Source organism: Muricoccus vinaceus (assembly GCF_042433125.1).
GTDB lineage: Bacteria > Pseudomonadota > Alphaproteobacteria > Acetobacterales > Acetobacteraceae > Roseomonas > Roseomonas vinacea.
In genome coordinates, this window is sequence record NZ_JBHLVZ010000074.1 from 26,038 (window position 1) to 52,362 (window position 26,325).

Genomic DNA, 26,325 nt, shown 5'->3' on the forward strand with positions numbered 1-26,325 from the left:
GGCCCGGCCTTCCCCGATGGTTGCCGGCTCACCCTTTCACGGAAGCCGGGGTGCAGCGGCCTCACCCGTGGCCGGGGTGGCGCCCTTGCCCTCGGCGAAGCCTTCCCATCCCGCCGCCCGGAGCTCGCAGGCCGGGCAGGTGCCGCAGCCATGGCCCCAGGGATGCATCGCGCCCCGCTCCCCGCGGTAGCAGGTGTGCGTGTCCTCCACGATCAGCCGCACCAGGGGATCCCCGCCGAGGCGCCGGGCAAGGCGCCAGGTTTCGGCCTTGTCGATCCACATCAGCGGGGTGTGCAGGACGAAGCGGCGGTCCATCCCGAGGTTCAGTGCCACCTGCAGCGCCTTGATGGTGTCGTCGCGGCAGTCGGGATAGCCGGAGAAGTCCGTCTCGCACATGCCGCCGACGATGTGGCGGAGGCCGCGGCGGTAGGCCAGCGCCGCGGCGAAGGTGAGGAAAAGCAGGTTCCGGCCGGGAACGAAGGTGTTGGGCAGGCCGTCCGCCTGCATGGCGATGGCGGTTTCGCGGGTGAGCGCCGTGTCGGAGAGCGCGCCGAGGGCGTCGAGCGCCAGGGTGTGGTCCTCGCCGAGGCGGGCGGCCCAGGCCGGATTCTGGGCGGCGAGGCCTTCGCGGAGCGTGGCGCGGCATTCCAGTTCCACCCGGTGCCGCTGGCCGTAGTCGAAGCCCAGCGTTTCCACGCGGGGAAAGCGGTCCAGCGCCCAGGCGAGGCAGGTGGTGGAGTCCTGGCCGCCGGAGAACAGGACAAGGGCGGCGCCGGGATGCTCGGGGGTCATGGGCCGGGCAGGAGCACGGGGCGCGGGTGCCTGTCCAGCGGAGCGGCCTTCGGCCTCAGCCGGCCAGGCCCAGGGCCATGAAGGCGCGGGCGGCCGGGGGCCAGGCTTCCACGAGGTCGATGCGCCAGTTCCAGGCGGCGGTCGCCAGCCCCGCGAGGAGAAGAAAGGAAACGGCCCAGGCGGCGGCCAGGATGCGGGCGGGGGTGACCGGCCGGGGCATGGCGGGCTCCGGGGCAGGGGGAGGTCCGCCCGCCGGAATTTCCGCCGGCGGGGCGGCGGGCGCCTCCGGTTCTGCCGTCCCGGAGGGTGGCGACCCGGGGAGCGAAGCCGGTGGAAGGGGCGCGGCGCCGGGCGGCATGGAGTTGGTGGCCGTGCCCCCGGCGGGCGCCTCGGGCTTCCAGGTGTGGCCGCAGCGCGCGCAGCGGAGCGGCCGGCCCTCGTCCAGGCGCGCGGCCAGGGCGGGGGGCAGGTCATAGGCGGCGGAACATTCGGGGCAGGCCACGCGCATGGCGCAGGATGTTTCCCGATCGCGCTCAACGCAACGCCCCATCGGGGGGCAGCGACGGGACCGGCTACCCTCCGGGCGCCCGGCGTGGCACATCGCGCCCATGGTGCGCTTCTCCCAGGTCGGGCTCAGCTACCCTGATCCCGTTCGCGGCGGGTCCTCCCGCGGCGAGGCGGGGGAGCGGGAAACGCTGCACGACCTGTCCTTCACCCTGCCGCAGGGCTCCTTCACCTGGCTGACCGGGCCCTCGGGCGCGGGCAAGACCTCGCTGCTGCGGCTGATGCAGCTGGCGCTGCGGCCGACGCGGGGCGAGGTGGAGGTTCTGGGCGTGCCGCTGTCCCGCGCGCAGCGGGGGGACCTGCCGCGGTTGAGGCGGCGGATCGGGGCGGTGTTCCAGGAGTTCCGGTTGCTGCCCTACCTGACGGCCTTCGACAACGTGGCCTTGCCGCTGCGCCTGGCCGGGCGGACGGAGGCGAGCCTCAGGCCGGACGTGGCGGAGATGCTGCGCTGGGTCGGGCTCGCGGGCCGGGAGGAGGCGCTGCCGCCGCAGCTTTCGGGCGGCGAGCAGCAGAGGGTGGCGATCGCGCGCGCGGTGGTGACGCGGCCGGCGCTGCTGGTCGCGGACGAGCCGACGGGGAACCTGGACCCGGTCCAGGCCCGGCGGCTTCTCCTGCTGCTGGCCGAGATGAACCGGCTGGGGGCCACGGTGGTGGTGGCGACCCATTCGAGGGAGCTGATCGCGCAATTGCCGGGGCATGTGATGGCGCTCGATGCGGGGCGGATCGTCTCGCTGGAGCCCTGGCCGTACGGCGCCCCGGGGACGGAACCCACGGTCGAGCCCGCGCTGCCGGCGGCGCCGGAGGCCGCCCTGGAAAGCGCGCCGGAAAGCGGGCCGAAGCGCGCGCCAGGGGCGGAGGGGCACGAGGCGGCCGGGAACGGCCCGGGCCTGGTGCCGGAGGGTGGCGAGGAGCCGGCGATCGAGGCCGGGCGGATGCGCCGGCTGGGGCAGGGGCTGCGGAGCATCTGGCCCCGGCCGGACCCGCTGGAGGAGCCTTCGGACGACGGCACGGAGACCGGACGTGGCTGAGCGCCGGCGGCGCATCTCGCGCGATCCGCTGGGGCTGCGCCGCGCGCTGTCGGACCGGCTGCTGCCGGGACTGGTGGGAGCCATGGCGCTGCTGGCGACCCTGGCCCTGGCCGGTGCCCAGGGAGCGGACCGCCTGGCGGACCGCTGGCAGGCGGGGGCGGCTGCCGCCGTCACGGCGCAGGTGCCGGACCCGACGCGCGAGCGCATGGCGGCCGCCATGGCGGTGCTGCAGGGGGAGCGGGGGGTGGCCTCCGCCACGGCAGTGGGGCCGGAACGGGTGGCGGAGCTGTTGCGCCCCTGGCTGGGGGAAGCGTCCTCCCTGATCCTGCCGGGAGTGATCGAGCTGCACCTCGCGGGCGTGCCGGAAGGGCTCGGGCGCCTGGCGGCGCGCCTGGCGGAGGCGGTCCCGGGGGCGGAGCTGGAGTCGCACGGCCTCTGGGTGGCGCGGCTCTCGGCCCTGGCACGCTCGGTGCAGGGCGTGGCGCTGGCGGTGCTGGTGCTGGTGGCGGGGGTGGCGGTTGCCGTGGTGGCGGTGGCGACGCGCGCGGGGCTGGCGGCGCGGCGGGAGGCGATCGGCGTGCTGCACGACCTGGGCGCCACCGACCGCAGCATCGCCGGGCGCTTCGCGCGGCGGGTGGCGATGCTGGCGGGGCTGGGGGCGCTGGGAGGGGCGGCGGTGGCGGTGCCGGCGCTGGCGGCGCTCTCGGGGCTGGCCCTGCCGCTCTCGGGTGGGGAGGCTGGGGGCGGCGCGCTCCCGGGTGCGCTCTCCGGCGCGCTGGCGGAGGTGCCCTGGGCCATGCTGGCGGCCCTGCCGCCGGTGGCCGCGCTGATCGGCTGGGGCACCGCGCAGGCGACCGTCCACCGCTGGCTCAGGAACATGCCGTGACGGAGGTTGTTCCGGCGGCGGCCGTGACCGTCGCGCCCCGCTGGCGGCGGCTGGCGATCCTGTTGTGCGGGGGGTCGGCGCTCGGCGCCCTGGTGCTGGGGGTGGGCTTCCTGTTCTTCGTGCTGCACGCGGCGGCCCTGGTGGAGGCCGAGATCTCGCCGGCCCCGGCTTCCGACGGGGGTGCCGGGATCGCGGTGCTGACGGGCGGGCCGGAGCGGGTGGAAACCGGTTTGGCGCTGTTGCTGGCGCGGCCGGAGGAGCGGCTGATCGTCTCGGGCGTGGGGGCAGAGGCGGCTCTGCCGGACCTGGCGCGCCTGGCGGGGCTGGACCCGGCCACCCTGGCAGCGCGCACGGCTCTGGGGCATGAGGCCACCAGCACCCGCGGCAATGCGCGGGAGGTCGCCGCCTGGGCGCGGGCGGGAGGCATCCGGCAGATCACGGTGGTGACGGCGGGCTTCCACATGCCACGTGCCCTGCTGGAACTGCGGCGCGCCATGCCGGAGGTGGCGCTGCGTCCGCATCCGGTGTTTCCCACCCTTGCGCGGCCGCTGCCGATGCTGCGCGAATACCTGAAGCTTGTGGGGGCGGGGCTCGGCCTCTCCGCCCTCACCGAACGCCCGAGGCGTGCCCTGCCGTGACCGCCATCCGATCTGCCCTGTTCAACCTGTTCTTCTTCGGCTTCACCGCGCTGACCGTGCTGTTCGGCCTGCCGCTGCTCGCCTTTCCACCGGACGTGATGCACCGCTACCTGCGCGGCTGGGCCTGGGGGTCGCTCTGGCTGCTCAGGGTGCTCTGCGGCATCCGGCTGCGGGTGACGGGGGCGGAGAACCTGCCCGTGGATGGGGCGGCGCTCATCGCGGCCCAGCACCAGTCCGCCTTCGACACCATCGTCTGGCACGCGCTGCTGCCGCGCCCCGCCTATGTGATGAAGGAGGAGCTGCTGCGGATCCCCGGCTGGGGGGCCATGGCGCGCCATGTCCATTCCATTCCGGTGGACCGCGAGGGCGGGGCCTCTTCGCTCAAGCGGTTGGTGCGGGCCACGCGCTCGGCGGCTGATGCCGGGTACCAGGTGGTGATCTTCCCGGAGGGCACGCGCTCCGCCCCCGGGGAGGTGCAGCCCTGGCAGCCCGGCTTCGCGGCCATGGCGGCGGCGACCAGCCTGCCCGTGGTGCCCGTGGCCACCGATTCCGGGCGGTTCTGGGGCAAGCGCGCCTTCACCAAGCGACCTGGTCTGCTGACGGTCGCGGTGCTGCCGCCCATCCTGCCCGGCCTGCCCCGGGCCGAACTGATGAAGCGGGCCGAGGCGGCCGTGGCGGCTGCTTCCGCAGGGCTCGTGGAGGCTGTGGACAAAGTGGTGGAGTAGTGTGGCGCCGCCGCTTCGACAGCGGGGGAAGACCGCGTGGCAAAGCCTTGTGGAGTCTTGGATTCCAGGAGGTTCTCAGGGGGTGTGGATAATTAAATCGTCATTCCTTTCAATGGATTGCTTGGAAAACAGTGGCATTCCCGGATGAATCTGGAACAAAGAGGGGGCGATCCGGCGCTTTCGGGGTGGTCAATCCCCTTCCCTGTGGACAAGTCCTGGGAAAACCTTGTGCGAGGTTGCCTGTCACCCGTGGGACGCACCGAGCATGGACCCTGTCCCAGCCACTCCGTGCAAGCGCTTGGAATCACCCGGGATCGGCTGGAGGGAGAAGGGCGGCGATGCGGTCCAGCCCTTCGTCCCGCACGCCCAGCGCCCGGAGGTGGGCGACGGTGTTGAGAAGGTAATCCCGGTTGGGGCCCATCACGCCATGGCCCCGCCCGATGGCCGCGGCGGCGGCATCCGGAGCCAGCGCGCCGCAATAGGCGCCGGAGCCGGGATCGGCCACGAAGGTGACGGCGCGGCGGGTGCCGGCCGGCTGGATGCCGTCGGACCGGCTTCCCGGGCCGTCCAGCAGGCGCACCGGCAGGAGGCGGCGCTGGTAGACGCCACCCGACATCTCGCGCTCCTCGAGATAGGCCAGGACCGCCGCGGCCTCGGACCCGGCCACGCGGAACACGATGCCCCGGCAGGAGCCGCCCCGGTCGAGGCCGAGCACCAGGCCGGGCACCTCGGGCGTCCCGCGGTAGCGGTGGGACAGGATGCAGAAGCGGCGGTGGAAGCCGTGCAGCCGCGCCGGATGGGCCGACAGGAAGCTGAAGCCGGGCTTCCAGATCAGCGAGCCGTAGCCGAAGACATAAAGGTCGCCGTCCTCGTCCAGCATTGCGGTGGGATCGGGCGGGGCGGGCTGTGGGGCATCGAGGGCAGGGATCATGGTGCGGCGGTGCAGCATAAGGCCAAACGCCGCGGGCTTGCAGGGTCTGATCGGGTGGGCTGGGCAAGGGGTTCGGCCCGCGCTCTTATCCGGCGGGTGAGCCAGCCCCCCGACGCCCCTTCCCCTCGCCGCCGGCTGACCCGTTCCCGGCTTTCCGGAGGGCGGCTGGCGCTGGCCGCGCTGCTCGGGATCGTGTTGCTGGGCCTGGCGCACAGCCTAGCCTGGAACTGGATGGGCGGGCGGCTGCAGGCGGGCTTCGACGCCTGGGCCGCGGCGCGGCGGGCACAGGGCTGGCGGATCGAGCACGCGGCGCCGGTGCGCGGCGGGTGGCCCCTCTCGGCCACGCTGCGGCTGCCGGACTTCTCCATGTCCGGCGGCGGGGCGACGATCCCGGGCGGGCTGGACTGGACGGCGCGCACCGTGGTGCTGCGGGTGGCCATGCACCGGCCAGGGGAACTCCGGGTTTCGGCGGGCGGGCCGCAGCGGCTGCGGATCGGCTCGGCGGAAATTCCCTTCGCGGCGGACCGGCTGACGGCCCGCCTGCCGCTGCAGGCCAATGTGGTGCCGCGCGGCGGAGAGTTCGAGGCGCTGCGCCTGCGGGTGGGAACGGCGGTGGGGGGCATGGAGGTGGGCTCGGCCCTGTTGTCCTTCGACAGCCGCATGAGCGCGATCGAGGGGGAGCCGGCCGTCAGCCTGGAAGGCATGGTGGAGAACCTGGCCCTGCCCATGGCGACGCCGCTGGGGCGGAGCATCCGGTCGCTTCGGATCGATGCCGCGCTGACCGGGCCCCTTCCGGGCGGGCGCAACCCGACGAACCGCGCCGCGACATGGCGGGACGCGGGGGGAACGCTGGAGCTGCGCCGCCTGGACCTGGAATACGGCCCGGCCACGGCGCAGGCCTCCGCTACCCTGGCGCTGGACGAGGCCTTGCAGCCCATGGGGGCGGGAACGCTGAAGCTGTCCGGGGCGGAGGCGGTGCTGGACGCGCTGGCACAGGGCGGCGTTGTGACGGCCCGGAACGCGGCGCTGGCTCGGCGGGTGGTGTCCCTGCTGGCGCGGCCGCCGGCGGAGGGGGAGCCTCCGGTGGTGGAGGTGCCGCTGACCCTTGAGGGACGGGGGCTGACGGTGGCGCGGATCCCGGTGGCCCGCTTGCCGGTGGTGGTATGGCCGGGTCCGGCCGGGGGAACGGGGCCAGGGCCTTGATGGCCCAGGCCCATCCGGGCGAAGGCTGACGCTTTGGGGCGGTGCCGCGATGGCCGATGACGACGATGCGTATGTCTACGACGACGCGAGCGGGGAGTGGCACCCGGCGGGCACCGCGGTGGAAGCGGCGGCCCCGGCCGTGCCCGGCCCCGCCGAGGTTCGGGACGCGGCCGGGAACGTGCTGCGGGACGGGGATTCCGTCAGCCTGGTCAAGGACCTGAAGGTGAAGGGCGCCAACCAGACCCTGAAGCAGGGCACGGTGATCCGTTCCATCCGGCTGACGGACAACGACCAGGAGATCGACTGCCGCTTCGAGGGGATCAAGGGCCTGGTTCTCCGGGCGGAGTTCGTGCGCAAGCGCTGAGGCGCGCGCCGGTGCCCTCAGGCGGTGGCGAACTGCAGCCGGGCGAGGCGGGCATAGAGGCCGCCCTGCTCTACCAGGCGGTCGTGCGTGCCCTCGGCCACCACGCGCCCGGCCTCCATCACCACGATGCGGTCGGCGCGGCGCACGGTGGCCAGGCGGTGGGCGATGACCAGCACGGCGCGGCCGCGCGAGAGGCGGGCGAGGGCGGCCTGGACGGCGGCCTCGCTCTCGGCATCGAGCGCGCTGGTGGCCTCGTCCAGCAGCAGCAGGGGCGGGTCACGCAGCACGGCCCGGGCGATGGCGATCCGCTGGCGCTGGCCGCCGGACAGGCGGACGCCCTTTTCGCCCAGGAAGGTGGCGTAGCCCTGGGGCATGGCCTCGATGAAGCCGGCGGCGTCGGCGGCCTCGGCGGCGGCGCGGATCTCGGCCTCGGTGGCGTCGGGGCGGCCATAGCGGATGTTGTCGCGCAGGTCGGCGCCGAAGATCACGGGGTCCTGGGGAACCAGGCCGATGCGGGCGCGGATGGCTGCCGGCTCGGCCCGGCTCAGCTCCGTGCCGTCCAGGGTGACGCGGCCCGCGTCGGGGTCGCGGAAACGCAGGGCGAGCTGGAACAGGGTGCTCTTGCCGGCGCCGGAGGGTCCGACCAGGGCCACGGTCTCGCCGGGCTCCACCGACAGGGAGACATCGTCCAGCGCGGCCTGGTCGGGGCGGCTGGGGTAGTGCATCCGCACCGCCTCGAAGGCGAGGCGGCCGATGGGGCGGCCCGGGAGCGCCGCCGGAAGCGGCAGGGGGTCCGCGGGCGAGCGGATGGCGGGCACCGTCTCGAGGAACTCGCCCAGGCGCTCGGCGGCGCCACCGGCGCGCTGCACCTCGCTCCAGAGTTCGGACAGGGAGGTGACGGAGGAGGCGACGAGCACGGCGTAGAAGACGAAGGCGGAAAGCTCCCCGCCCGTGAGGCGCCCGGCCAGCACCTCGCGCCCCCCAGCCCAAAGGCTGAGGGTGATGGCGCCGAAGCCGAGCAGGATGACGCTGAGGATGAGCAGGGCACGCACCCGGACCCGGGCGAGGGAGGCGGCGACGCTTTCCTCGGCGCGGGCGGTGAAGCGGGCGAGGTCGGCGGCCTCGTGCACATGGGCCTGGACGGTGGCCATGCTGTTCAGCGTTTCCTCGGCCTGGGCGCCGAGATCGGCCACGCGTTCCTGGGCGGCACGGCTGAGGCGGCGCTCGCGCCGGCCGAACACCACGAGCGGGATGACGATCAGGGGCGTGACGGCGATCACCAGCAGGGCGAGCCGGGGGCTGGTGACGAAAAGCATGGCCATGGCGCCGAGGGCGGTGACGAGGGCGCGGAGCCATTGCGACACGGCGGAGCCGACGAGGTTGCGCAGGATCTCGGTGTCGGCGGTCAGCAGCGTCAGCACGTCGCCGGTGCGGCGCTGCTCGTAGTGGGAGGGCGGCAGGGTCAGGGCATGGGCGAAGACCTTGCGGCGCAGCGCGGCGCCCACCCTTTCGCCGAGCCAGGAGACCAGGAAAAAGCGCGCGGCGGTGCTGAGGGCGAGCAGGACCACCAGGGCGAAGACCGCCAGCGCGTGGCTGTCGAGGCTCGAAACGCCGTCCCGCCCGGCGAAGCCGTCATCCACGATGCGGCGCAGGCCCTGGCCGAGCACCAGCAGCAGGCCGGCGGCGGTGCCCATGGCCAGCACCGCCCCTGCCACGCGCCCGGCATGGGGGCGCAGGAGGGGCAGCATGATGCGGAGGGCGGGAAGGCGGTTCATGCCCCGGCGACCCTGGCGCCACCCCCGCGTGCCGGTCGCAGCTCCTGGACGCGGACGGGGCGGTAGCCGCGGGCGTCCACGCCCACGTCGAACTGGCGGGGCAGCGGCTTGAGGCGGCCATGGCTGTGGCCGTGCAGGTTCCAGGTGCCCTTGTTCTGCCCGTTCCAGCTTCGCAGGGGATAGTGGCAGAGGATGAGGGCCTGCCCATCGACCACCAGCTCCGCGTAGTCCCGCAGGCTGGCCCAGCCGGGAAGGGCGCGGACGGCCTCGGGGTCGTTGTTGCCGGCGATGAGGTGCTTGGTGCCGTGCAGGGCGGCCAGCAGCGCGGCGGGGTCTGGGTGCCCCACGGCGAAGTCGCCGAGGTGCCAGACCTCGTCCTCCGCGGCCACGGCGGCGTTCCAGGCTTCGGCCAAGCCGGCATCCATGGCGGCCGTGCTCGGGAAGGGCCGGCGGAGGAGGGCACGGAGGGCGCCGTGGCCGAAATGCGTGTCGGCGGTGAACCAGGTCTGCATCCTTGGACTTATCGCACCCCCCGCGTCCGGCCGCTGCCCCCTCGGAAGGATGCCAGACGACCCGGGCAACGGGACAGGAACCCGTGATTCGTTTCAATTTTTAAGATTTGGTTAAGCATTGCCCGGTAGGAGTGGGATTATGCAACGTTTGAACGGCGCAAGGCCGCCTGAGGCACTGAAGCTCGGCATGATCATCACGGCCCTGGCCGTGGAATGGCGCCTGCGGCGTGCCCCCGGATATCGCCTGCTGCGGGACGCGATGTTGTGGCTGCGTGCCCCCGCCGCGCTTCGGCCGAGCTGGCGGGAATGGTGAGCGGGCACCCAGGGTGCGGAGGCCGCCGACGAGCACAGCCTTCACGACGTCCCTGAGCACGGGGTGACGCGAAGGAGGCGCGGGTTGTTCGGGCCCTGAACCTGTATTCATCGCGGGGCCGACGTGGTCGCTGCGGAAAAGCAAGGCCGCCCGCGAAGGGCAGCGGCCGTGGGGGATGCCATGGCCGTGCGGGCGTTGGCGCGGATGCTGGCGGCGCTGGCGGGCCTGCACGGTGGAGGATGGAAGCGGCTGCACGGTCCCGACAGGCCGCAGGCGGTGATGGCGCTGCTGGATGCCGAGGCTCCGGTGGGCTGACGGGAACGGCCCGCGCCCCTAACCTGCCGACGCGACCTCAGGGGAATTCGGGCATGCATGATCTGGCCATCCGCGGTGGCACCGCCGTGCTCGGGGGCGTGGTGGTGCGCTGCGACATCGGCATCACCGGCGGGCGGATCGCGACCATCGCCGAGCGCATCGCCGAGGCGGCGCGGGTGGTCGACGCGGATGGACTGCTGGTGCTGCCGGGTGGGGTGGACAGCCACTGCCATGTGGAGGAGCCCTTTCCCGAAGGCGGGTTCCAGGAGGAAAGCTGGGAAAGCGCCTCCCGCTCCGCCTTTGCCGGAGGGACGACCACGCTCGTCGCCCATACGCCGCAGTTCAAGGGCGGGATGCTGATGGAGCAGCACCGGGCGGCCCGGGCCCGGGCGGCGCGCGGGATGATCGACCACGGCTTCCACCAGATCATCGCCGATCCCTCCGGGGCGGCCATGGCGGAGATCCCGGCGCTGGTGGCGGATGGTGTTGGCAGCCTCAAAGCTTTCCTGACCTATGACGCCCTGCACCTGGACGATGCCGGTTTCCTGCAGGTGCTGCAGGCGGCGCGCCGGCATGGGCTGATGGTGCACGTGCATTGCGAGAACTACGACGCCATCAACCTGGCCACGCGCGCGCTGCTGGCGGCCGGACATGTGGCGCCGAAATACCACGCCGTGTCCCGCCCGCCGGTGGTGGAGCGCGAGGCGACGCATCGCGCGATCGCCCTGGCCGAACTGGTGGGGCAGCCGATCCAGGTCTTCCACGTCTCCTGCGCGGAGGTCGCCGAGGAGATCGCCCGTGCCCAGGCGCGCGGTGTTCCGGTAAAGGGCGAGACCTGCCCGCAGTACCTGGTTCTGACGGCCGAGGACATGGACCGGCCCGGCTTTGAGGGCGCCAAGTTCATGTGCAGCCCGGCGCCGCGCGCCGCCGCCGACCACGAGGGCGTGTGGTCGATGATCCGGCGTGGCGTGCTCGACGTCGTGACCTCCGACCACTGCGGCTTCTCCTTCGAGGGGACGCGGGGCAAGGGAAAGAACGGGCGGGACGCGGGCTTCGACGCCATTCCCAATGGCATTCCCGGACTGGCGGCGCGGCTGCCCCTGCTTTTCTCGGAAGGAGTCTCGAAGGGGCGGATCGACCTCGTCGCCTTCGCGAAGCTGGTGGCGGAGAACCCGGCGCGGATCGCGCGGCTTTACCCGCGCAAGGGCGTCATCGCAGTGGGAAGCGATGCGGACCTCGTGCTTTGGGATGCGGGGCGGCGAGTGACCATCACCAACGACCTGATGCAGCACGCCATCGACTACACGCCCTATGAGGGGATGGAGGTCACGGGATGGCCGGCGATGACCATCCGGCGGGGCGAGGTGGTGATGCAGGACGGCGTGGTGACGGCGGAGCCGGGTTCAGGGGAATGGCTGCCCCGATGACGGCTGGCCGGGCGGATTCCTGGCCCGGTATTCGCCTCTTCGCTCGATGAAAACGACGGGAGGCCGGGGGGATGAACGCCTCCGGCCTTTTCCCGCGCAAGGCAAGGATCACCACATGCAAGGCTCCTGGGATTTCTGGGTGGACCGCGGCGGCACCTTCACCGACGTGATCGGGCGCGACCCGGACGGGCGGCTGCACGCACGCAAGGTTCTCTCGGAGAATCCCGGCGCCTACCGGGACGCCGCCGTGCATGGCATCCGCCAGCACCTGGGCCTTGCCGCCGGCGCCCCCATTCCGGCCGGGACGGTGGGCGAGGTGCGCATGGGCACCACGGTTGCAACCAACGCCCTGCTGGAGCGCAAGGGCGAGCGCACGGCGCTGGTCACGACGCGCGGCTTCCGGGACGCGCTGGCGATCGGGCACCAGGCGCGCGGCGACATCTTCGCGCGCCGGGTGGTGAAGCCATCCCTGCTCTACGCCCGGGTGGAGGAGATCGCGGAGCGCGTGCGGGCGGACGGAACGGTGGAGGCGCCGCTGGATCCGGATGCGTTGCGGGCCGTGCTGGAATCGCTGCGGGACGACGGCTTCCGGGCCCTCGCCATCGTGTTCCTGCACGCCTGGAAGCACCCGGCGCATGAGGCGGCGGCGGCCTTCATGGCGCGAGAGATGGGGTTCGAGCAGGTATCGGCCAGCCATGAGGTGGGGCCGCTGATCAAGCTGGTGGGGCGCGGCGACACCACGGTGGTGGACGCCTACCTGTCCCCGGTGCTGCGGCGCTACGTGGCGCAGGTGGAGGAGGAGTTGGATGTCGCCCGCACGGGCGCACGGGTGATGTTCATGACCTCGGCGGGGGGGCTCACGGCGGCCTCGCTGTTCCAGGGGCGGGACGCCATCCTCTCGGGGCCGGCGGGCGGCGTGGTGGCGCTGGCGCGAACGGGGGCGGAGGCCGGCTTCGGCCGCGTGATCGGCTTCGACATGGGCGGAACCTCGACCGATGTGGCGCACTATGCCGGGCAGTTCGAGCGGGCACAGGAAACCGAGGTGGCGGGCGTCCGGATGCGCGCGCCGATGATGCTGGTTCACACCGTGGCGGCGGGCGGCGGCAGCATCGTCCGCTTCCGTGACGGGCGGCTGCGCGTGGGCCCCGAGAGCGCCGGGGCCGATCCCGGGCCGGCCTGCTACCGGCGCGGCGGGCCGCTGACGGTGACCGACTGCAACGTCATGACGGGCAAGCTGGTGCCGGACCTTTTCCCGGCGATCTTCGGGCCTGGACAGGATGAGGCGCTGGACGTGGAGGCGGTTCGCGCCGGCTTCGCGGCCTTGGCGGCGAAGCTGGGCGGGGACCGCAGCCCCGAGGCGGTGGCCGATGGTGCGCTGCGGATCGCGGTGGCGGGGATGGCGGAGGCGATCAAGACGATCTCCGTGCAGCGCGGCTACGACATCACGCGCTACGTGCTGAACGCCTTCGGAGGCGCCTCGGGGCAGCATGCCTGCCTGGTTGCCGATGCGCTGGCCATGACGCGGGTGCTGATCCATCCCTTCTCCGGGCTGCTCTCCGCCTATGGGATGGGGCTGGCCGATATCCGTGCGCTCCGGCAGCGGACGCTGGACCTGCCGCTCTCCGACGAGGCGCTGGCGGGCGCCGGGACGGCACTTGCCGCGCTGACGGGCGAGGCACGGGCGGAGGTGCTGGGACAGGGCGTAGGAGCGGGGGCGCTGTCCACCCGCATCGCGCTGCTGCTGCGCTACGCCGGAACGGACACGCCGTTGGAAGTGCCGGCGTTGGAAGTGGCCGGGGAAGGGAAGGTCGGAAGCGGCGGGCTTTCGGCGGATGCGTTGCGCCAGGCCTTCGAGGCGGCGCACCTGGCGCGCTTCGGCTTCACCGACCCGTCGCGCGCCGTGGTGATCGAGGCAGCGCTGGCGGAAGCCGCTGGCGGCGGGGCTTCCGCGCTCACGGGAGGCGGGGCGGCGGACGGCGATGGCGGAGAGGCGCTGCGTCGCACGCGGGTTTTTTCGGGCGGGGCCTGGCACGAGGCGGCGGTGTACCGGCGGGAGGTGTTGCGCCCGGGCCGGGCGGTGCGCGGGCCGGCGCTGATCATCGAGGCCAATCAGACCGTGGTGGTGGAGCCGGGATGGGCGGCCGCGCTGACGGCGGCGGATCACCTGGTGCTCGACCGGGTGGAGCCCTTGCCCCGGGCCGCCGCCCTGGGCACCGCGGCCGATCCGGTGATGCTGGAGATCTTCAACAATCTCTTCCGCTCCATTGCCGAGCAGATGGGGGTGGCGCTGCAGAACACCGCGAGCTCGGTGAACATCAAGGAGCGGCTGGACTTCTCCTGCGCGGTGTTCGACGCGGCGGGCGGGCTGGTTTCCAACGCGCCGCATATTCCCGTTCATCTGGGCTCGATGGACGGCAGCGTGGAGAGCGTGATCCGGGCCAATCCGAACCCACGGCCCGGAGACGTCTGGGCGCTGAACGCGCCCTATAACGGCGGAACGCACCTGCCGGACATCACGGTCTGCACGCCGGTCTTCGACGATGCGGAGCGGCTGATCTTCTGGGTGGCGTCCCGCGGGCACCACGCGGATATCGGGGGCACGGCGCCGGGATCGATGTCACCGGATGCGACGACCATCGAGCAGGAAGGGGTCTATATCGACAACCTGCTTCTGGTGGAGGGCGGGCGCTTCCGGGAGGAGGCCGCGCTGGCATTGCTCACGGGCGCGACCTATCCCGCGCGGAACCCGCCGCAGAACATCGCCGACCTGAAGGCGCAGGTGGCCGCCAACGCGCGCGGGGCGGCGGAACTGCTGCGCGCGGTGGAGAACTTCGGCGCCGAGGTGGTCCACGCCTACATGAACCACGTGCAGGACAATGCGGCGGAAAGCGTGCGCCGCGTGCTGGATCGGCTGCCGGAGAGTGCCTCCTTCGACTACGCCATGGATTCCGGCCGGCATGTGCAAGTGAGGATCAGCGTGGATCGCGTGGCCCGCGAGGCCGCCGTGGACTTCACCGGAACCTCCCTCCAGCAGCCCGACAACTTCAACGCGCCGCGCCCGGTGACGCGGGCGGCGGTGCTTTATGCCTTCCGGCTGCTGGTGGACTCCGACATCCCGATGAACGCCGGATGTCTGCGGCCGATCCGGATCGTGGTGCCGGAAGGCTCCATGCTGTCGCCGCAGTGGCCGGCGGCGGTGGTGGCGGGGAATGTTGAGGTCTCCCAGGCCGTGACCAGCGCATTGCTGGCGGCAGTGGGCGCGCTGGCTCCGGCGCAGAGCACGATGAACAACCTGACCTTCGGGAATGCCGAGTACCAGTACTACGAGACGATCTGTTCCGGTGCGCCGGCGGGCGAGGGGTTCGACGGGGTGGCGGGGGTGCAGACCCACATGACCAATTCCCGCCTGACCGACCCCGAGATCCTGGAAACGCGGTTCCCGGTGGTGCTGGAGGAGTTCTCGATTCGGCCAGGCTCAGGCGGTCGCGGGCGCTGGAACGCGGGGGATGGCACGCGCCGGACCATCCGCTTCCTGGAGGCGATGGAGGTGGCGATCCTTGCGGGCCACCGTGAGGTCCCGCCGCCCGGACTGTTCGGCGGGGAACCCGGCGAACTCGGGCGGAACCTCGTGCGGCGGCTGGACGGGACGGAGGAGGTGCTGCCGGGATGCGCGCGCTCCGCCCTGCGCGCCGGGGAAGCAGTGACGATCGTGACGCCCACCGGGGGCGGCTACGGGATGGGGTCGGAGCGGCCGTAAGGCGCCAGGCCGGGGGAGACGATCCCCCGGCTTTCCCTCAACCACCCTGGAGCAGGCGGACGATGCCGTCGAGCTGGTCCAGGTCGCGATAGGCGACGGTGACGCGGCCGGACCTTCCGCGATGCTCAATGGCGACGCGCAGGCCCAGGCGCTCGCTGAGTTCCCGCTCAAGGGCACGGGTTTCGGCGTCCTGCTGGCGGGCGGCGCGCGGGCGCTCGGCGGCGGCGGCAAGGGCTTCCGTCTGGCGCACGTTCAGGCCGCGGGTGACCACCAGCTCGGCCAGGCGCACGGGATCGGGCGCGGTGAGCAGCGCGCGGGCATGCCCGGCCGTGAGGCTGCCGCGGCCAAGCATGCTGCGGACTCCCGGGGGCAGGCCCAGCAGGCGCATGGTGTTGGCGACATGGCTGCGGCTCTTGCCGACGGCGTTGCCGAGCGCTTCGGGTTTGAGACCGAATTCCTCCGTGAGGCGGCGATAACCCTCGGCCTCCTCCAGCGCGTTCAGGTCCTCCCGCTGGAGGTTCTCCACCAAGCCCGCAGCCATGGCGGCGCGGTCGTCCATGTCCCGGACAACCACGGGAACCTCATGCAGCCGGGCACCCTGCGCCGCACGCCAGCGGCGTTCGCCGCCGATGATCTGGTAGGTGCCGGCGCTGCCGGGCTTGGGACGCACCAGGATCGGCTGGAGAACGCCATGCTCCTGAATGGAGGCGGTGAGTTCGGCGAGCGCCTCGGTGTCCATGGGGCCGCGCGGCTGAAAGGGGCCGGGCTCCATGGCCTCCACCGGCAGGTTTTGCGGCGTGGCGGCCGCCGATCCGACCACCCCGGGGCCCTGGTCATCACCGAGCAGGGCGGACAACCCCATGCCGAGGCGAGCGGGCTTGCGGCTCATGGTGCGGTGGCCTTGGCGCGCGCCCGGGCGCGATCCCGGCGGAGGAGTTCGGCCGCCAGCTGAATGTAGGCCTGCGCGCCGGCGGAGCGGACATCGTAGAGCAGCACGGGCAGGCCGTGGGAGGGCGCCTCGGAGACGCGGATGTTGCGGGGAATCACCGTGTCGTACACCCGGTCCTTGAAGAAGCTTCGCACGTCACGCGCGACCAGCTCGGAAAGGTTGTTGCGGCGATCGAACATGGTTAGCACGATTCCGTCCAGCATCAACTCGGGATTGAGGCGCTTCACCCGTTCCACCGTGCGGGTCATCTGGGAGATGCCTTCCAGCGCAAAGAACTCGGTTTGGAGCGGCACGAGAACGGATTGCGCGGCGACCAGAGCGTTGAGCGTGAGCAGACCAAGCGAAGGCGGGCAATCCATCAGCAGATAGTCGTAGCGGGACAGCGCAGCCGCATCTCGCGTCAGGGCATTGGCGAGACGGCGCTCGCGATCTTCCATGCCCACCATCTCGATCTCGGCACCGGCCAGGTCATTGTCGGCAGGCAGAAGGTCGAGGCCAGGGATCTTGCTTGGGCGGATCAGGTCGCTCACCGGCCGGTCTCCGACGAGAAGGGCATACGACCCTTCGCCGCGCTCCGTCCGCGGCACGCCGAGGCCGGTGGAAGCGTTGCCTTGCGGGTCGAGGTCCAGCAGCAGCACGCGTTTGGTGGTGGAGAGCGCGGTCGCCATGTTGATGGCGGTCGTCGTCTTGCCGACGCCACCCTTCTGGTTGGCGAGGGCGATCCGGCGTGGGCCGGACCTGAGATCCGGTGCGCGCGGCGAGGAGGGGCGGTCAGGGCCCGGCACGGCGTATTCCTGTGATGCGAAGGATGGTGGCGTCCGGCTCGGTGCGGCTCTCGAAGCGCTCCACCTGCATTGTCCAGTCCGCGGAGGCGGCGGTCAATTCGGACTCGGCGGTGCGGCCCTTGGGAAAGAGAGCGCTGCCGTCTGGGGCGAGCAAGCGAGCCGCATGTCCGAGCAGGACCGGGAGGGGCGCCAGGGCGCGGGCGGTGAGAAGCGCCAGCAGCGGGAGAGTGGCGGCCTCGATCCGGCAGGCATGGACGGTAACGTGCGACAGGCCGAGTTCGGCGGCGGCGGTGGTGAGGAAAGCAGCCTTTCGCTTGTCGGACTCAACGAGGTGCCAAGGGCGGGCCGTGTCGGCGGTGGCGAGCACCAGGCCCGGGAAGCCACCACCGGTGCCAAGGTCGGCGGCGGGGCCCTGGCCGGGCGGGAGCAGCGAGAGGAGCTGAAGAGAGTCCGCGACATGCCGTCGCCGAAGGGTTTCCGCATCGCGCTCGGCGACAAGATTGATGCGGGCGTTCCAGCGCAGAAGAAGGCCGAGAAAGCTCTCGAGGCGCTGCTCTGTTTCACGTGAAACGGCCGAAGGTGGCGGCTTCATCGGGCGGGTGCCCCCGCACGACGGAGATGCCCCGCAAGCGCAACCAGCGCCGCCGGGGTGACGCCCGGAACGCGCCCGGCCGAGCCCAGTGTTGCCGGGCGGGCTGCCTCAAGCCGCTGGCGCATCTCGGTGGACAGGCCGGCGATGGCGGCGAAGTCGATCTGGTCCGGAATGGGGAGGCGTTCCTCGCGCTCCAACGCGGCGAACTCCGAAGCCTGCCGCGAGAGGTAAGGCGCGTAGAGCGCTTCGGCTTCCAACTGGGCACGGACACCCGGCGGCAGGTCGCGGAGCCAGGGAAAGGCCGTCTCCAGCGCCGGAGTGGCAGCGGCGGGAAGCGCGATAATCTCGAGCAGGCTGCGGGGGATCCCATCCTGGTTGATCGGGAGGCCGGCGGCCGCCAGTGCGGCCGGTGTCGCGACCTCCGCACGGGCGCGGGCGAGGGCTGTCGCGACCGCACCGGCAAAGGCGCCGTGCCGGGCCGCGCGCTCCTGGCCGACGCAGCCCCAGGCAATGCCGATATCGGTGAGACGAAGATGAGCGTTGTCGGCCCGTAGGCGCAGGCGGTGCTCGGCGCGGGCCGTGAGCATGCGGTAGGGCTCGCTCACCCCCTGGGTGGTCAGGTCATCCACCAGCACGCCGGCGTAAGCCTGCGTGCGTAGGAGAAGGCGAGGTTCAGTGCTGCCCGAGGCGCGATGGGCGGCGTTGACCCCGGCGAGCAAGCCCTGGGCCGCGGCTTCCTCATAGCCGGTGGTTCCGTTCACCTGACCGGCCAGGAAGAGCCGGGGCACGTCGCGGACCTCCAGGCTGGCACGCAGGGCACGGGGATCGAGATGGTCGTACTCGATGGCATAGCCGTGGCGCAGAATCCGGGCGTGCTCAAGGCCGGGGATGCTGGCGATGACGGCGTCCTGCACGTCGCGCGGCAGGCTGGTCGAGATGCCGTTCGGGTAAACGGTGGGATCGTCGAGCCCCTCCGGCTCAAGGAAGATCTGGTGGCGCTGCCGCTCAGCGAAGCGGACAACCTTGTCCTCGATGGATGGGCAATAGCGCGGACCGGGCCCCTGGATCTGCCCGCTGTGGATCGGCGCGCGGTCGAGGTTCGCGCGGATGATCGCGTGGGTGCGGGGCGTGGTGGCGGTGATGCCGCAGGACAGCTGGGGCGTGGTGATGCGGTCGGTGAGCCAGGAAAGCGGCTCGGCCGGATCGTCGCCGGGTTGGGCCTCGACGGCGGCCCAGTCGATGGTGCGGCCGTCCAGGCGCGGCGGGGTTCCGGTCTTGAGGCGGCGCACGGGAAGGCCGAGCCCCGCCAGCGACAAGGCAAGACCCACCGACGCCGGATCGCCGTGGCGGCCGGCCGGGTGGCGCTCAGGGCCCAGATGGATTTCCCCGCGGAGGAAGGTGCCGGCCGTCACCACCACGGCACCGCAGGAAATGCGGGCGCCATCGGCGGTCAGGACGGCGTCGATCCCGCCGTCCCGGCCACGCTCCAGCCCCTCCACCGTGGCTTCACGAATGGAAAGGTGGGGGGTGGCTTGCAGCAGCCCGCGAACGGCCTCGCGATAAAGGCGCCGGTCCGCCTGTGCCCGGGGACCACGGACGGCTGGCCCCTTGCTGCGGTTCAGCACTTTGAAGTGTATGCCTGCGGCATCGGCAGCGCGCGCCATGATTCCGTCAAGCGCGTCCACCTCCCGCACGAGGTGCCCCTTGCCGACGCCGCCGATGGCGGGGTTGCAGGACATCTCGCCGAGCGTGTCGAGGCGGTGGGTCAGGAGCAGGGTCCGGGCGCTACAACGCGCGGCTGCTGCGGCCGCCTCGGCCCCGGCATGCCCGCCACCCACCACCACCACGTCGAAGCCGAACGTCATGCGCGGGCTATACCGCCGGCGATCGCACCGGGGTAGCCGCCACGCTCACTTCCCGATGCAGAACTCCGCAAAGATGCGGTCCAGGATGTCTTCCGCGCCCACCCGACCCGTTAGGCGGCCCAAAGCGCGCAGAGCTTCGCGCAGAGCATCCGCGCGAAGCTCGGGGAGGAGGGCCGCCTGCGCCTCGCCCAGCTGGGCCAAGGTGTCGCGCAAGGCAGCCCGGTGGCGCGGGCGGGAGAGGAGAGCGGCCCCAGTGCTGGGTGCCAGCAGAGCCGCCTCGGCCTGGAGCCGCGCCCGGAGAAGGCCAAGACCTTGGCCGGTTACGGCGGACACAGGAATGGCGCCATCGGGAACAGGCCCGCCCAGGTCAGCCTTGTTGGCAACAACCACGCAAGGACGGCGAGCCATGAGGGCCAGGGTGGCCGGATCTGGCGAAGCCTCACAAACCAGCACCGCGAGGACGATGTCCGCAGCCTCGCCACGATGAAGGGCGCGGCGAACACCCTCTGCCTCGATCTCGTCACCAGCTTCCCGCAGCCCGGCGGTGTCGGCCAGCACGGCGGGAAGGCCCGCCAGGATCAAGCGGCTCTCCACGATATCGCGGGTCGTGCCGGCACGGGCGGAAACAATAGCGGCCTCCCGCCCGACAAGGGCGTTGAGGAGCGAGGACTTCCCCGCGTTCGGCGCGCCGAGAATGGCAATGTCGAGGCCGTCGCGAATACGCTCGGCGCCATTATCCGTGACAAGGCGGATGGCGATCTGCTCGGCCAGTTCGGTCACGCCGGACTCGATTGCGGCATCGAGGCTACCAGGCAGATCCTCCTCCTCGAACTCGATCAGAGCTTCCTGGCGGGCGAGCAAGGCCGTGAGGCGCTCGGCCCAGCCCTGCACCAGGCTGGCGAGGCCACCGCCGGCCAAGCGGAGTGCCTGGCGTGCCTGGGCGGCCGTCTCCGCCTCGATCAGGTCGATCACCCCCTCAGCCGCGGTCAGGTCCATGCGGCCATTCAGCACCGCACGGCGGGTAAATTCTCCGGCTTCGGCAGGGCGGGCACCGAGCGCAACAAGAGCGGCACCAACACCCTCGACCACGGCAGTGCCCCCATGCAGATGCAACTCGGCGGAATCCTCTCCGGTGTAGGAGGCTGGACCGGGAAGCCAAAGCACCAGGGCATCGTCGAGCGGTTCGGCGGAGGTGTCGCGCAGAGTACGCCGGGACGCGCGGCGTGGCGGCGGAAGGGCACCAGCCAAGTGGGCGAGAACAGTGCCGGTGGCGGGTCCGGAAAGGCGCATGACCGCGATGGCGGACCGGCCCGGGACCGTGGCCAGGGCAAAGATGGTGTCCACTCGCTTAGGCCTTGGCGGGCGGCACGTCCTGCTCGGTCAGCATCAGGCGAGGAACCCGGCCGCCATCGCGAACATGGGTGGCGAGGATCTCGTCCACATCCTCCTTGGTCCGGGCCTGGTACCAGATGGCCTCCGGATAGATGACGATCACCGGGCCGAACTCGCAGCGGTCCAGGCAGCCCGCGCTGTTCACGCGAATGCCGGGCAGTCCCATTTCCTTGGCGCGGGCCTTCATATAGTCACGCAGCATCTCGCTGCCGCGGGCGGCGCAAGAGCCTCTGCGATGGCCTTCGGGACGGCGATTGGTGCAGGCGAACAGATGAACGCGGAACCAGGGCAGCGGGTCAGCCAGCGTTTCACGTGAAACAGCGGCGGGCAGATCATCGGGCAAGGCGCGTCTTCCTTGGTCGTGCGGCGTCACCGGCATGTAAAGGCAGAGCCCGCCCGGCGCGAGGCCTGCGTGTACCCTTTCCGCCCTGCGGCCCGCATGGCTTGACGCCGGGGCCGGCACGTCCGACGAATGCAGCCAGGCCAGACCCATGCCCCAGATCTTCCTCCACACCCCCCTCGGCACCCTCACCCTCTCGGAGGAGGACAACGCCCTTATTGCCCTCGACTGGGGACAAGGACGCGACCGCGAGGAGACGCCCCTGCTCCGCCGCGCGGCCGACCAGCTGCAGGACTACATGGACGGGCTTCGAACCAGCTTCGACCTGCCGCTGAACCCGACGGGCAGTTCCTTCCGTCGCAAGGTCTGGCAGGCGCTGTGCGAGATCCCCCATGGCGAGACGCGTTCCTATGCCGAGCTGGCGCGCGGCCTGGGCACGGCGTCCCGCGCGGTCGGAGGAGCGAACGCGGCCAATCCTCTGCCCATCCTGATTCCCTGCCACCGGGTGATCGGGGCCGGCGGCAGCATCGGTGGCTATTCCGGGGAAGGAGGGCTGGCCACGAAGCGCTGGCTGCTCGCCCTTGAGCGCCGCACGCGCCGCCCCGATCCGGCCAGCCCCGACCTGCTGGACGAGGACCCCTCCTTCCTCCAAGAAGGGCGCCGAGCCCAAGGCCCCCAGGAACCCCGTCGATGAACCACGCGATCCGCCTTCATGAGACCGGTGGCCCGGAGAAGCTCGTCTGGGAAGAGGTGCCCCTTCCCGCGCCCAAGCCCGGCGAGGTGCTGATCCGGCATGCCGCCGTCGGATTGAACTTCATCGACGTTTACTTCCGCACCGGCCTCTACAAGGTGCCGTCCATGCCCGCCGTGATCGGCATGGAGGCGGCTGGCACGGTCGAGGCGCTGGGCGAGGGCGTGGAAGGCTTCGCACCCGGCGACCGGGTGGCCTATGCCATGGGACCGATCGGCGCCTATTCGGAAGCCCGCACCATCCGCGCCGACGTGCTGGTGAAGTTGCCGGACGACATCCTCTTCGACACGGCCGCGGCGATGATGCTGCAGGGGCTGACGGCGCAGTATCTGCTGCGCCGGACCTACAAGCTGCAGGCGGGCGAGACGATCTTGGTGCATGCCGCGGCGGGCGGCGTGGGGCTGATCCTGGTGCAGTGGGCCAAGGCGCTCGGTGCCACCGTCATCGGCACCGTCGGCAACGAGGCCAAGGCAGAGTTGGCGCGCGCCCGTGGTTGCGATCACGTGATTCTCCAAGGCGAGGACCTGCCGGCGCGGGTGAGCGAGATCACGCGGGGGGCACGGCTGCCAGTGGTCTACGACAGCGTCGGGCGGGATACCTTTGCGGCCTCGCTGGACTGCCTCGCGCCCTTCGGGCTCATGGTATCCTATGGCAACGCCTCCGGCCCCGTCACGGGGGTGGATGTGGGTATCCTGGCGGCCAAGGGCAGCCTGTTCCTCACGCGACCGACACTGGCCACCCACACCGCCAAGCGGGCCGACCTGCTGGCCATGGCGGAGGACCTGTTCGATGTCGTTCGAAGCGGCAAGGTCAAGATCGAGGTCAACCAGACCTTTGCGCTCCGCGATGCCGGGCAGGCGCATATCGCACTTGAAGCACGCAAGACCATGGGCAGCACCATCCTTCGGCCGTAAAATTTCCGGCAAACGAAGCAGCCCGAACTGACAGGAATCATTCCGGTCAGTTGCGGAGGAAGTAGCGGTAGCGGTAGGCCTCGGCCAGCCCGGCCGTGGCATAGACACTGCGGGCAGACGTATTGCCGGGTGCCACCTGCAGCCAGCAATGGCCCGCGCCGCGTGCCGCGCCCCACCCGGACAGCGCACCCAGCAAGCGGCGCCCCAGACCGCGCCGCCGGAACTCCGGTCGCACCGCAAGGTCGAAGAGGCCGCAAAGGGATCCGTCGGCCACGGCATGGCCACAGGCGGCGGGCACCCCGTCCTGGTGCAGCACCAGCCATGTGGCGGGGCGGGCGAGAAGCGGTGGCGTCCCTTCCTTTTCGGCGCGCCGCGCGCTGCCTTGGTACTCGGCCGTGGCCAGCACGGAGAGCCAGCCTGGGCCGGGAGAGGCAAGCCACTCCGCGTCGGCCTCGGTGGCAGGCTGGATCCCGCCCTGCATGATCACGGCACCTTCCGCCTCCCTGTAGCCGCGAGCCTCCAGCAAGGGGAGGAGCCCCGGAGGGTCCAGCGGGGTGGAGCGGAAGCGGCAGGGCAGGCCGAGAGCGGCGTAGTGCGCCTCGATCCGGCCGATGCGCACCTCCAGCTCCGGGTCTTCTCCGGGGTCCAGCGAGCAGGCGGCATTCGCGCGGCCGGTGCCACCCATGAAGCCACGGACGACGAAGCCGCCATCCCAGGCCACGCGCGGTGCCGGGACGGCGTTCAGCGCGGCGCGCTCCAGCAAGGGCACATCAAGGTTCATCCAACACCTCCCCGGTTCGGGGCCGCCCGGCAGGATCATTCCTTCCCGGATGCGGCAGGCTGCGAAACCGGCGCCGGAAGGCTGCGTTGGTCCCTCGCAAACCGCAACCGATCCGGAGAAACACAATGAAGAAGACGAGCCTCATCCTGGCCGTGGCCGCTGGCCTGATCGGCGCCCCGGTGGCCTTCGCCCAGGCTCCGGCCCCTCAGCCCTCCGTCTCCACCGCACCGACGGCGCGCGCGCCCGGTGGCGTGACCGTGGACCAGGGCGCGGGCGTTCCCGGCGCCGCCGCTTCGCCCAGCGCGCCCGGCCCGGCCGGTGGCCCGCCGAGCCCGCTGACCGGTACCCCCGGTATCCAGGCTCCCTCGCAGCAGGGCGGCAGCGGCGGCGGTGGCGCCGGCGGAAACGGCGGCTGATCCGCCTGCCCGCGCTCGCCGCGGGCAGATAAGGAAAGGGCCTGTCCCGGCAATGCCGGGACAGGCCCTTTTCCGTTGGGGCCGCCCGTGGCGGCTCAGGTGTTCATGGCGTCGAAAAAATCCTGGTTGGTCTTGCTGTACTTCAGCTTGTCCAGCAGGAACTCCATGGAGTCCTGCGTGCCCATCGGGTTCAGGATACGGCGCAGCACCCACATCTTCGACAGCTCCGAGCGGTCCACCAGGACCTCCTCCTTGCGGGTGCCGGACTTGGTGATGTCGATCGCCGGGAAGACGCGCTTGTCCGAGAGCTTGCGGTCCAGGATGATCTCCGAGTTACCGGTGCCCTTGAACTCCTCGAAAATCACCTCGTCCATGCGGCTGCCCGTGTCGATCAGCGCGGTCGCGATGATCGTCAGCGAGCCGCCTTCCTCGATGTTGCGGGCCGCGCCGAAGAAGCGCTTGGGGCGCTGCAGCGCGTTGGCGTCCACGCCGCCCGTCAGCACCTTGCCCGAGGAGGGCACGACGGAGTTGTAGGCGCGGCCGAGGCGGGTGATGGAGTCCAGCAGCACGACCACGTCGCGCTTGTGCTCCACCAGGCGCTTGGCCTTCTCCAGCACCATCTCCGTCACCTGCACGTGGCGCGTCGCGGGCTCGTCGAAGGTGGAGGCGACGACCTCGCCGCGCACCGTGCGCGCCATGTCCGTCACCTCTTCCGGCCGCTCGTCGATCAGCAGCACGATGAGGAAGACATCGGGGTGGTTCGCCGAGATCGACTTGGCGATGTTCTGCAGCATCACCGTCTTGCCGGTGCGCGGCGGCGCCACGATCAGAGCGCGCTGGCCCATGCCGATCGGCGAGATCAGGTCGATAACCCGGTGGGTGTTGTCCTTGGTCGGACCCTTGCCGACGCTCTCGATCTCCGGATTTTCCATCCGCAGGCGCCGGGTGGGATAGAGCGGCGTCAGGTTGTCGAAGTTCACCCGGTGGCGCACCGCCTCGGGCGGCTCGAAGTTCACCGTGTTGACCTTCAGCAGCGCGAAGTAGCGCTCGCCGTCCTTGGGCGCCCGGATCTGGCCCTCCACCGTGTCGCCGGTGCGCAGCGCGAACCGGCGGACCTGGGCGGGGGAGACGTAGATGTCGTCCGGACCGGGAAGGAAGTTCGACTGCGGGTTGCGCAGGTAGCCGAAGCCGTCCGACAGGATCTCGAGCGTGCCATCCCCGTGGATCGCCTGGTCGTTCTCCGCCAGCGTCTTGAGGATGGCGAACATCATGTCCTGCTTGCGGAGCGAGGAGGCGTTCTCGACGCCGACCTCCTCCGCGAAGGCGAGCAGGTCGCCAGGGCTTTTGGCCTTCAGTTCGGAAAGGTGCATTCAGTGGTCTCGATCGGCGGGGCCGAAGGGGAGAGGGTGCGCGGAACCTGGATAGGGCTGGCTGAGACCAGCACCTCCGCCGGGCGGCGGGATTCCGATGGCGATGCACGGGGCGGTGGCGGCCAATGAGCTTCCGTGAGAAGCCTTGGCGCTTGCACCGGCCAGGACCCTAGATGGCGGCCAGACCGCGCGTCAAGCCGTAAATAGGCAAAATTTAACGTGAAATCAAGGGGCGATCCAGGCGGACCTGTTGCAGCAGGAGAACCGTCTTCGCGTCCATGATCGCGCCCGTCTCTACCATCGCCCAGGCCTCGGCGAGCGGAACGTCCAGCACCTCGATCCGCTCGCCTTCCCCGGCCAGCCCGCCACCCTCCGCCACGCGGTCCTCCGGTCCGTATTCCGCGAGAAAGAGATGCAGCCGCTCCGCGGAGGAGCCGGGGCTCGGGTAGAGCGTGAACAGCTTCCGCACCGCGCGCAGACGGTAGCCCATCTCCTCCCCGGCCTCGCGGCGCACCGTCTCGGCCGGATCGTCGTCGCCCTCCACGATGCCCGCGCAGGCCTCCACAAGCATCGGCCCGTCCCCGTTCACCATGGCCGGGACGCGAAGCTGACGCACCAGGAGGACCGTCCCGCGCGCGGGGTCCAGCGGCAGCACGGCGGCGCCCACCCCGTTGTGGTAGACCTCGCGCTCCTGCGGTGCCCCGCCGTCCTGGGCGAAGGTGACCTTTTCCAGCCGGAACCAGCCATCCGAGAGCGTCTCGCGCCCGAGGATGCGAATGCGGCCGCCCTGATCCTCACCCAACCCCGATCTCCTTGCCCGGTTCGCACGCCCGATGCGCATACCCCCAGCCCGGGGCGGCGGCACGCGCCAGGGGAACGCGGGGCCGATGTTGGCGTTGGGTCACGCCCCGCCTCGTTCCGGTGCCATGCGGCGGATTGC

At 71.5% G+C, this 26,325-nt stretch carries 27 protein-coding genes; 13 read left to right on the forward strand and 14 right to left on the reverse strand.

Going from position 1 to position 26,325, the window contains the following annotated elements; genetic code table 11:
- Positions 1–36 precede the first annotated feature (36 nt).
- Positions 37–792 carry a 7-cyano-7-deazaguanine synthase QueC gene (gene queC, locus ACFFIC_RS20940; RefSeq protein ID WP_377053967.1) on the reverse strand — a complete coding sequence of 252 codons (756 nt, stop codon included), beginning with the start codon at positions 790–792 and terminating at the stop codon, positions 37–39.
- A gap of 55 nt (positions 793–847) precedes the next feature.
- A complete protein-coding gene (locus ACFFIC_RS20945; RefSeq protein ID WP_377053969.1) occupies positions 848–1,300 on the reverse strand; it encodes a zinc-ribbon domain-containing protein in 453 nt (150 codons plus the stop codon).
- Between the two features lie 100 nt (positions 1,301–1,400).
- On the opposite strand from ACFFIC_RS20945, the gene ACFFIC_RS20950 reads away from it, so the two are divergent.
- From ACFFIC_RS20950 to ACFFIC_RS20965, 4 genes are read left to right on the forward strand one after another with little or no spacing between them, the layout of a single operon-like run.
- Complete coding sequence (locus ACFFIC_RS20950; RefSeq protein ID WP_377053971.1) at positions 1,401–2,384, forward strand: cell division ATP-binding protein FtsE; 984 nt, start codon at positions 1,401–1,403, stop codon at positions 2,382–2,384.
- Positions 2,377–3,270: a cell division protein FtsX gene (locus ACFFIC_RS20955; RefSeq protein WP_377053973.1), complete on the forward strand. Its 894-nt coding sequence runs from the start codon at positions 2,377–2,379 to the stop codon at positions 3,268–3,270. The genes ACFFIC_RS20950 and ACFFIC_RS20955 overlap by 8 nt, the downstream gene beginning before the upstream one ends.
- Positions 3,267–3,908 carry a YdcF family protein gene (locus tag ACFFIC_RS20960; protein WP_377053975.1) on the forward strand — a complete coding sequence of 214 codons (642 nt, stop codon included), beginning with the start codon at positions 3,267–3,269 and terminating at the stop codon, positions 3,906–3,908. The genes ACFFIC_RS20955 and ACFFIC_RS20960 overlap by 4 nt, the downstream gene beginning before the upstream one ends.
- The gene (locus tag ACFFIC_RS20965; protein ID WP_377053977.1) at positions 3,905–4,633 is read left to right on the forward strand and encodes a lysophospholipid acyltransferase family protein; all 729 of its coding nucleotides are present in this window, start codon (positions 3,905–3,907) and stop codon (positions 4,631–4,633) included. Before ACFFIC_RS20960 ends, ACFFIC_RS20965 begins: the two co-directional genes overlap by 4 nt.
- 304 nt (positions 4,634–4,937) lie before the next feature.
- Here the strand turns inward: ACFFIC_RS20965 and ACFFIC_RS20970 are convergent, their stop codons facing one another.
- Positions 4,938–5,564: a gamma-glutamylcyclotransferase gene (locus ACFFIC_RS20970; protein ID WP_377053979.1), complete on the reverse strand. Its 627-nt coding sequence runs from the start codon at positions 5,562–5,564 to the stop codon at positions 4,938–4,940.
- Positions 5,565–5,660: 96 nt separating this feature from the next.
- On the opposite strand from ACFFIC_RS20970, the gene ACFFIC_RS20975 reads away from it, so the two are divergent.
- Both ACFFIC_RS20975 and ACFFIC_RS20980 read left to right on the forward strand, forming a co-directional pair.
- The gene (locus ACFFIC_RS20975) at positions 5,661–6,767 is read left to right on the forward strand and encodes a DUF2125 domain-containing protein (protein WP_377053981.1); all 1,107 of its coding nucleotides are present in this window, start codon (positions 5,661–5,663) and stop codon (positions 6,765–6,767) included.
- Between the two features lie 49 nt (positions 6,768–6,816).
- Positions 6,817–7,131, forward strand: a complete 315-nt coding sequence (locus ACFFIC_RS20980) for an alkylphosphonate utilization protein (protein ID WP_377053983.1) — start codon at positions 6,817–6,819, stop codon at positions 7,129–7,131.
- Positions 7,132–7,148: 17 nt separating this feature from the next.
- Here ACFFIC_RS20980 and ACFFIC_RS20985 read toward each other — a convergent pair whose 3' ends face one another.
- Together ACFFIC_RS20985 and ACFFIC_RS20990 are read right to left on the reverse strand one after the other, a co-directional pair.
- The gene (locus tag ACFFIC_RS20985; protein WP_377053985.1) at positions 7,149–8,906 is read right to left on the reverse strand and encodes an ABC transporter transmembrane domain-containing protein; all 1,758 of its coding nucleotides are present in this window, start codon (positions 8,904–8,906) and stop codon (positions 7,149–7,151) included.
- Positions 8,903–9,418, reverse strand: coding sequence for a metallophosphoesterase family protein (locus ACFFIC_RS20990; RefSeq protein WP_377053987.1), 516 nt, complete (start codon positions 9,416–9,418; stop codon positions 8,903–8,905). Before ACFFIC_RS20990 ends, ACFFIC_RS20985 begins: the two co-directional genes overlap by 4 nt.
- Positions 9,419–9,557: 139 nt before the next feature.
- On the opposite strand from ACFFIC_RS20990, the gene ACFFIC_RS20995 reads away from it, so the two are divergent.
- The 4 genes from ACFFIC_RS20995 (at position 9,558) to ACFFIC_RS21010 (ending at position 15,230) form a co-directional block, all read left to right on the forward strand.
- Positions 9,558–9,731 (forward strand): hypothetical protein, encoded by a 174-nt coding sequence (locus ACFFIC_RS20995; RefSeq protein ID WP_377053989.1) that lies wholly within the window; start codon positions 9,558–9,560, stop codon positions 9,729–9,731.
- A 168-nt stretch (positions 9,732–9,899) separates the two neighbouring features.
- The gene (locus ACFFIC_RS21000) at positions 9,900–10,046 is read left to right on the forward strand and encodes a hypothetical protein (protein WP_377053991.1); all 147 of its coding nucleotides are present in this window, start codon (positions 9,900–9,902) and stop codon (positions 10,044–10,046) included.
- Positions 10,047–10,099: 53 nt separating this feature from the next.
- Positions 10,100–11,473, forward strand: coding sequence for a dihydropyrimidinase (gene hydA / locus ACFFIC_RS21005; protein ID WP_377053993.1), 1,374 nt, complete (start codon positions 10,100–10,102; stop codon positions 11,471–11,473).
- Between the two features lie 115 nt (positions 11,474–11,588).
- The gene (locus ACFFIC_RS21010; protein WP_377053995.1) at positions 11,589–15,230 is read left to right on the forward strand and encodes a hydantoinase B/oxoprolinase family protein; all 3,642 of its coding nucleotides are present in this window, start codon (positions 11,589–11,591) and stop codon (positions 15,228–15,230) included.
- Between the two features lie 37 nt (positions 15,231–15,267).
- Here ACFFIC_RS21010 and ACFFIC_RS21015 read toward each other — a convergent pair whose 3' ends face one another.
- The 6 genes from ACFFIC_RS21015 to ACFFIC_RS21040 are packed head-to-tail and all read right to left on the reverse strand — an operon-like array spanning position 15,268 to position 21,156.
- Entirely contained in the window at positions 15,268–16,119 is an 852-nt protein-coding gene (locus tag ACFFIC_RS21015) for a ParB/RepB/Spo0J family partition protein (protein WP_377053997.1), read from the reverse strand.
- Positions 16,116–16,964 (reverse strand): ParA family protein, encoded by an 849-nt coding sequence (locus ACFFIC_RS21020; protein WP_377053999.1) that lies wholly within the window; start codon positions 16,962–16,964, stop codon positions 16,116–16,118. Before ACFFIC_RS21020 ends, ACFFIC_RS21015 begins: the two co-directional genes overlap by 4 nt.
- Positions 16,951–17,556, reverse strand: a complete 606-nt coding sequence (gene rsmG, locus ACFFIC_RS21025) for a 16S rRNA (guanine(527)-N(7))-methyltransferase RsmG (protein WP_377054001.1) — start codon at positions 17,554–17,556, stop codon at positions 16,951–16,953. The genes ACFFIC_RS21020 and rsmG overlap by 14 nt, the downstream gene beginning before the upstream one ends.
- Positions 17,553–19,421 (reverse strand): tRNA uridine-5-carboxymethylaminomethyl(34) synthesis enzyme MnmG, encoded by a 1,869-nt coding sequence (mnmG, locus tag ACFFIC_RS21030; RefSeq protein WP_377054003.1) that lies wholly within the window; start codon positions 19,419–19,421, stop codon positions 17,553–17,555. Before mnmG ends, rsmG begins: the two co-directional genes overlap by 4 nt.
- Before the next feature lie 45 nt (positions 19,422–19,466).
- Positions 19,467–20,765, reverse strand: a complete 1,299-nt coding sequence (gene mnmE, locus ACFFIC_RS21035) for a tRNA uridine-5-carboxymethylaminomethyl(34) synthesis GTPase MnmE (RefSeq protein ID WP_377054005.1) — start codon at positions 20,763–20,765, stop codon at positions 19,467–19,469.
- A gap of 4 nt (positions 20,766–20,769) precedes the next feature.
- Positions 20,770–21,156 carry a (2Fe-2S) ferredoxin domain-containing protein gene (locus ACFFIC_RS21040; protein ID WP_456306961.1) on the reverse strand — a complete coding sequence of 129 codons (387 nt, stop codon included), beginning with the start codon at positions 21,154–21,156 and terminating at the stop codon, positions 20,770–20,772.
- 148 nt (positions 21,157–21,304) lie between these two features.
- On the opposite strand from ACFFIC_RS21040, the gene ACFFIC_RS21045 reads away from it, so the two are divergent.
- Positions 21,305–21,847 (forward strand): methylated-DNA--[protein]-cysteine S-methyltransferase, encoded by a 543-nt coding sequence (locus ACFFIC_RS21045; RefSeq protein ID WP_377054007.1) that lies wholly within the window; start codon positions 21,305–21,307, stop codon positions 21,845–21,847.
- Entirely contained in the window at positions 21,844–22,818 is a 975-nt protein-coding gene (locus ACFFIC_RS21050) for a quinone oxidoreductase family protein (protein ID WP_377054009.1), read from the forward strand. Before ACFFIC_RS21045 ends, ACFFIC_RS21050 begins: the two co-directional genes overlap by 4 nt.
- Positions 22,819–22,864: 46 nt before the next feature.
- Here the strand turns inward: ACFFIC_RS21050 and ACFFIC_RS21055 are convergent, their stop codons facing one another.
- Entirely contained in the window at positions 22,865–23,599 is a 735-nt protein-coding gene (locus tag ACFFIC_RS21055; protein WP_377054011.1) for a GNAT family N-acetyltransferase, read from the reverse strand.
- Between the two features lie 125 nt (positions 23,600–23,724).
- On the opposite strand from ACFFIC_RS21055, the gene ACFFIC_RS21060 reads away from it, so the two are divergent.
- The gene (locus ACFFIC_RS21060) at positions 23,725–24,015 is read left to right on the forward strand and encodes a hypothetical protein (protein ID WP_377054013.1); all 291 of its coding nucleotides are present in this window, start codon (positions 23,725–23,727) and stop codon (positions 24,013–24,015) included.
- A gap of 95 nt (positions 24,016–24,110) precedes the next feature.
- On the opposite strand, the gene rho is transcribed toward ACFFIC_RS21060, so the two are convergent.
- Both rho and ACFFIC_RS21070 read right to left on the reverse strand, forming a co-directional pair.
- Positions 24,111–25,385, reverse strand: coding sequence for a transcription termination factor Rho (gene rho, locus ACFFIC_RS21065; protein ID WP_377054015.1), 1,275 nt, complete (start codon positions 25,383–25,385; stop codon positions 24,111–24,113).
- Between the two features lie 214 nt (positions 25,386–25,599).
- Complete coding sequence (locus ACFFIC_RS21070; protein ID WP_377054017.1) at positions 25,600–26,187, reverse strand: NUDIX domain-containing protein; 588 nt, start codon at positions 26,185–26,187, stop codon at positions 25,600–25,602.
- Positions 26,188–26,325 lie beyond the last annotated feature (138 nt).

Bases quoted from the DNA above. Each gene is read 5' to 3' on its own strand.
- ACFFIC_RS21050 (WP_377054009.1), top strand. From the start codon at position 21,844: ATGAACCACGCGATCCGCCTTCATGAGACCGGTGGCCCGGAGAAGCTC.
- ACFFIC_RS21010 (WP_377053995.1), top strand. From the start codon at position 11,589: ATGCAAGGCTCCTGGGATTTCTGGGTGGACCGCGGCGGCACCTTCACC.
- ACFFIC_RS20945 (WP_377053969.1), bottom strand. From the start codon at position 1,300: ATGCGCGTGGCCTGCCCCGAATGTTCCGCCGCCTATGACCTGCCCCCC.
- rho (WP_377054015.1), bottom strand. From the start codon at position 25,385: ATGCACCTTTCCGAACTGAAGGCCAAAAGCCCTGGCGACCTGCTCGCC.
- ACFFIC_RS20985 (WP_377053985.1), bottom strand. From the start codon at position 8,906: ATGAACCGCCTTCCCGCCCTCCGCATCATGCTGCCCCTCCTGCGCCCC.
- rsmG (WP_377054001.1), bottom strand. From the start codon at position 17,556: ATGAAGCCGCCACCTTCGGCCGTTTCACGTGAAACAGAGCAGCGCCTC.
- mnmG (WP_377054003.1), bottom strand. From the start codon at position 19,421: ATGACGTTCGGCTTCGACGTGGTGGTGGTGGGTGGCGGGCATGCCGGG.
- ACFFIC_RS20970 (WP_377053979.1), bottom strand. From the start codon at position 5,564: ATGATCCCTGCCCTCGATGCCCCACAGCCCGCCCCGCCCGATCCCACC.
- ACFFIC_RS21045 (WP_377054007.1), top strand. From the start codon at position 21,305: ATGCCCCAGATCTTCCTCCACACCCCCCTCGGCACCCTCACCCTCTCG.
- ACFFIC_RS20995 (WP_377053989.1), top strand. From the start codon at position 9,558: ATGCAACGTTTGAACGGCGCAAGGCCGCCTGAGGCACTGAAGCTCGGC.
- hydA (WP_377053993.1), top strand. From the start codon at position 10,100: ATGCATGATCTGGCCATCCGCGGTGGCACCGCCGTGCTCGGGGGCGTG.
- ACFFIC_RS20990 (WP_377053987.1), bottom strand. From the start codon at position 9,418: ATGCAGACCTGGTTCACCGCCGACACGCATTTCGGCCACGGCGCCCTC.
- ACFFIC_RS21015 (WP_377053997.1), bottom strand. From the start codon at position 16,119: ATGAGCCGCAAGCCCGCTCGCCTCGGCATGGGGTTGTCCGCCCTGCTC.
- ACFFIC_RS21060 (WP_377054013.1), top strand. From the start codon at position 23,725: ATGAAGAAGACGAGCCTCATCCTGGCCGTGGCCGCTGGCCTGATCGGC.
- ACFFIC_RS20980 (WP_377053983.1), top strand. From the start codon at position 6,817: ATGGCCGATGACGACGATGCGTATGTCTACGACGACGCGAGCGGGGAG.
- ACFFIC_RS20950 (WP_377053971.1), top strand. From the start codon at position 1,401: ATGGTGCGCTTCTCCCAGGTCGGGCTCAGCTACCCTGATCCCGTTCGC.
- queC (WP_377053967.1), bottom strand. From the start codon at position 792: ATGACCCCCGAGCATCCCGGCGCCGCCCTTGTCCTGTTCTCCGGCGGC.
- ACFFIC_RS21055 (WP_377054011.1), bottom strand. From the start codon at position 23,599: ATGAACCTTGATGTGCCCTTGCTGGAGCGCGCCGCGCTGAACGCCGTC.